The organism is Actibacterium sp., assembly GCF_041584535.1.
Lineage (GTDB): Bacteria > Pseudomonadota > Alphaproteobacteria > Rhodobacterales > Rhodobacteraceae > Actibacterium_D.
The window spans coordinates 1-4,025 of record NZ_JBFHDW010000247.1 but is presented as its reverse complement, the minus strand read 5'-3'; the positions used below and the strand labels follow the sequence as shown (position 1 = coordinate 4,025).

Genomic DNA, 4,025 nt, shown 5'->3' with positions numbered 1-4,025 from the left:
AGCCGCGGGGTCGAGATGTATGCGGCCTATCAAAAGCGCCTGCTGGACCTGAACGCCGTCGATTTCGGCGATCTGCTGTTGCATGTGGTGACGATCTTTCAGACCCACCCCGACATTCTGACGCAATACCAGCGCTGGTTCCGCTATATCCTTGTCGACGAATATCAGGACACCAACGTCGCCCAATATCTGTGGCTGCGGCTGCTGGCGGGCGGGCACAAGAATATCTGCTGCGTCGGTGACGACGACCAGTCGATCTATGGCTGGCGCGGCGCCGAAGTCGGAAACATCCTGCGGTTCGAGACGGACTTTCCCGGCGCCACAGTGGTGCGGCTGGAACAGAACTATCGCTCGACCCCGCATATTCTGGCCGCCGCCAGCGGCGTGATCGCCGGCAATCAGGGCCGTCTGGGCAAAACCCTGTGGACCAAGGCCGAACAGGGCGAAAAGCTGCGGCTGATCGGCCATTGGGACGGCGAGGAAGAGGCGCGCTGGATCGGCGAGGAAATCGAGGCGATGCAGCTTGGCACGCGTGGCATGGCGCCGATCGGGCTGGACGACATCGCGATTCTGGTCCGCGCCAGCCACCAGATGCGCGCGTTCGAAGACCGGTTCCTGACCATCGGTCTGCCCTATCGGGTGATCGGCGGCCCGCGATTCTATGAGCGGTTAGAGATCCGCGATGCCATGGCCTATTTCCGCGTTGTGGTCAGCCCCGATGACGATCTGGCGTTCGAGCGCATCGTCAACACCCCCAAACGCGGGCTGGGCGACAAGGCGCAACAGAATATCCGGGCGATGGCACGGGCCCGCGGTGTGTCTCTGGTCGAAGGCGCGCTGGCGCTGCTGGACACTGGCGGCATCGGCGGCAAGGGGGCCAACGAGCTGCGCAAGCTGATCGACGGGCTGGCACGCTGGCACCGCGCGGTGCAAGAAGCGACCGAAAGCCATATCGAACTGGCCGAGCGCATTCTCGACGAATCCGGCTATACCGGCTTCTGGCAAAACGACAAAACACCCGAGGCGCCGGGCCGTCTGGAGAACCTGAAGGAACTGGTCAAAGCCCTTGAACAATTCGAAAACCTGCAAGGGTTCCTCGAACATGTGGCGCTGATCATGGACAATGAATCCGAAGACTCGGGCGCCAAGGTCTCGATCATGACCCTGCACGCGGCCAAGGGGCTGGAATTTCCGGCGGTGTTCCTGCCGGGATGGGAGGACGGCCTGTTCCCCAGCCAGCGCAGCATGGATGAAAGCGGCCTCAAGGGCCTCGAAGAAGAACGCCGCCTCGCCTATGTCGGCATCACCCGGGCCGAGGAAATCTGCACCATCTCTTTCGCCGCCAATCGCCGGGTTTACGGCCAATGGCAATCGCAACTGCCGTCGCGTTTTGTCGATGAACTGCCCGCCGATCACGTCGATGTCCTGACCCCGCCCGGCCTTTACGGCGGCGGTTATGGCGCCGCGGGCATGGCCAGCCGGGTCGAAGAAAAAGCCGCCCAGTCCGATGCCTATAACTCGCCGGGTTGGCGCCGCCTGCAATCGCGCAGCCAGAACGGCACCCCCCCGCGCGCCGCCGCCAGCACCGTGATCGACGGCACGGTTGCGCCCGGCTTTGCCCGCAATGACCGGGTGTTCCACCAGAAATTCGGCTATGGCTCGGTGATGGCGGTTGATGGCGACAAGCTGGAAATCGCGTTTGACAAGGCCGGCCTGAAAAAGCTGGTCGCGCGCTTTGTCGTTCCCGCCGCGCAGGCCGACGACGTCCCGTTCTGATCCCGCTGTCGCGGATTTGAGTATTTTTACCAAGAAAAAGCAGGCCCGGTCTTTTTCCTGGTCCAAATACTTATTTCCGGCCGCGCAGCGGCCCGGATCGGTCTGATCAAACCCCTAAAACGAAAAATGGCGGCACCCGGGAGGAGGGGCCGCCATTCTTGTGACACGGGGTCTCAGGGAGGAGGAGACCGGCCGTATGTCGGGCGCAAAGAATTTGCGCCGAGGAGGGTGAGCAGCAGCGCCAGGGAGGAGGAGGGCGCTGCCGCTCGGGTCTGCGTGGGCCTCAGGGAGGAGGAAGAGACCTGCGCATTCGGTGCGGGGCTGGGGCGATTGCCCGGACCCCTTTTGGGTTGGGCCGGCGGCGCTAGGGAGGAGGATGCGCCGCCGGTCAGGGTAACGCAGGCCCCAGGGAGGAGGAGTGGCCTGCGTATCTTTTGGGGCGTTGGCCCCGGTATAAAAAGGCGGCGACATCAGGGAGGAGGTCGATGCCGCCGCTATTCACAGAAAACCCAGGGAGGAGGAGGGGCTTCCTGATCTGTAATTCTCAGGGCCGGTAGGCGGCCTCGATGGCCAGCGACCGGATCATGGACCGCGTCAGGCCCAGATCGGCAAGTTCGCGGTCGCTCAGCGAAGACAGTTCGCGCATGGTCTGCGTGTAGATGCGGCGGCGCTTCAGCTCGTCGCGGGCCACGTCCACAACGCGGCGAACGAAATCGCCAAACGCGGAATGAGCAACGTCGATATGCAGTGCGTGTGCCATCTTTAGTGTCGTCCTGTTTTATTCGTACCAAGCGTTGGGTGTGTTCCCGTTCGCTGTTGATCCAAAGATACGCCGATGCTGCAGTTGCACAATGGGCGAATTGGGAAATGCTGCTATGCGGCATTTGCATAAGTGGGGGTGGTGTAATTTTTCGGCCAAATGGTGAATATCCGGGCAATTCCCCAGAGGGCTTGCCCTTGGCGGCCGGATGGTCATGTTGGGCGCACAACACAGGAGAACAGTCATGGATTTGTCACGCAGCGTTATTCTTGACTCGTTAAGGTCGATTTCTCTGCCCGATGGCGGAGATTTGGTATCGCGCGACATGATCCGGGCGCTGACCATCGAGTCGGGAATCGTCAAATTCGTGATCGAGGTCGCGGATTCGGCTCAGGCGCGGGCTTATGAGTCGGTGGTGCGCGCGGCAGAGGCGGCGCTGAAGGCGCTGCCGGGTGTGACGCAGGTGTCAGTGGTAATGACCGCACATGGCGGTGCTGGCCGACCGGCCGCGGCGGCTCAGCCGCCGCAGGGCGAGGCGCCCAGCCTGAAGATCGGGCGCCACCCGACGCCGGGCGGCATGCAAGAGGTGCCGGGGGTCAAGCGTATTCTGGCGATTGCCTCGGGCAAGGGTGGGGTGGGCAAATCCACCGTATCGTCGAATCTGGCGGTGGCGCTGGCGCGGCAAGGGCGCAAGGTTGGCTTGCTGGACGCCGATATCTATGGGCCGTCGCAGCCGCGCATGATGGGGGTCAGCAAACGCCCGGCCTCGCCGGATGGCAAAACCATACTGCCGCCCAAGGCGCATGGGGTCACGATGATGTCGATTGGCCTGATGCTGGACCCGGATCAGGCCGTGATCTGGCGCGGACCGATGTTGATGGGGGCGTTGCAACAGATGCTGGGGCAGGTGGCCTGGGGCGAACTGGACGTGCTGATCGTCGATCTGCCGCCGGGCACGGGCGATGTGCAGCTGACCCTGTGCCAGCGCACGCCGTTGACCGGGGCGCTGGTGGTCTCGACCCCGCAGGACGTGGCGCTGCTGGATGCACGCAAGGCCATCGACATGTTTAGCAAGCTGAAAACCCCGGTTCTGGGGCTGATCGAGAACATGTCTATGTATATCTGTCCGAATTGCGGCCACGAGGCGCATATCTTTGGCCATGGCGGCGTGCGCGCCGAGGCGGAAAAGCTGGGCGTGCCGTTTCTGGGCGAACTGCCGCTGGCGTTGGAAGTGCGCGAGGCGGGCGATGGGCCGGTGGCCGAAGCCTATGCGAAACTGGCCGCTGGTCTGGTCGCGGGTGGGCTGGCCTGACCTGATCCGGGAAATCGTGGGAAATCCGCAGGCCGCGTCGAGAAATCGCCGCGGCCTGTTGATTTTGACCGGTGATTTGCCGCGAATCTGCGGCCGGATCTGATTTACTTGCTTGGAGCAGGAAAAAATCGGGAAATTACGGGAAAAATTTTCAACGCGGTGCGGTGTCTACATATT

General features: G+C 62.7%; 3 protein-coding genes. 2 read left to right on the top strand and 1 reads right to left on the bottom strand.

Translation table 11 applies throughout. From position 1 onward, the window contains the following. Window positions 1–1,776, top strand: a 1,776-nt coding sequence (locus ABYW26_RS11590; RefSeq protein ID WP_372605040.1) for an ATP-dependent helicase, incomplete at its 5' end; no start/stop codon positions are given. Between the two features lie 544 nt (window positions 1,777–2,320). Here ABYW26_RS11590 and ABYW26_RS11585 read toward each other — a convergent pair. Continuing rightward, window positions 2,321–2,536, bottom strand: coding sequence for a DUF1127 domain-containing protein (locus ABYW26_RS11585; RefSeq protein ID WP_372605039.1), 216 nt, complete (start codon window positions 2,534–2,536; stop codon window positions 2,321–2,323). A gap of 244 nt (window positions 2,537–2,780) precedes the next feature. On the opposite strand from ABYW26_RS11585, the gene ABYW26_RS11580 reads away from it, so the two are divergent. Further along, on the top strand, window positions 2,781–3,848 hold the full coding sequence (locus ABYW26_RS11580; RefSeq protein WP_372605038.1) for an Mrp/NBP35 family ATP-binding protein: 1,068 nt from the start codon (window positions 2,781–2,783) through the stop codon (window positions 3,846–3,848). The last annotated feature ends 177 nt before the right edge of the window (window positions 3,849–4,025 follow it).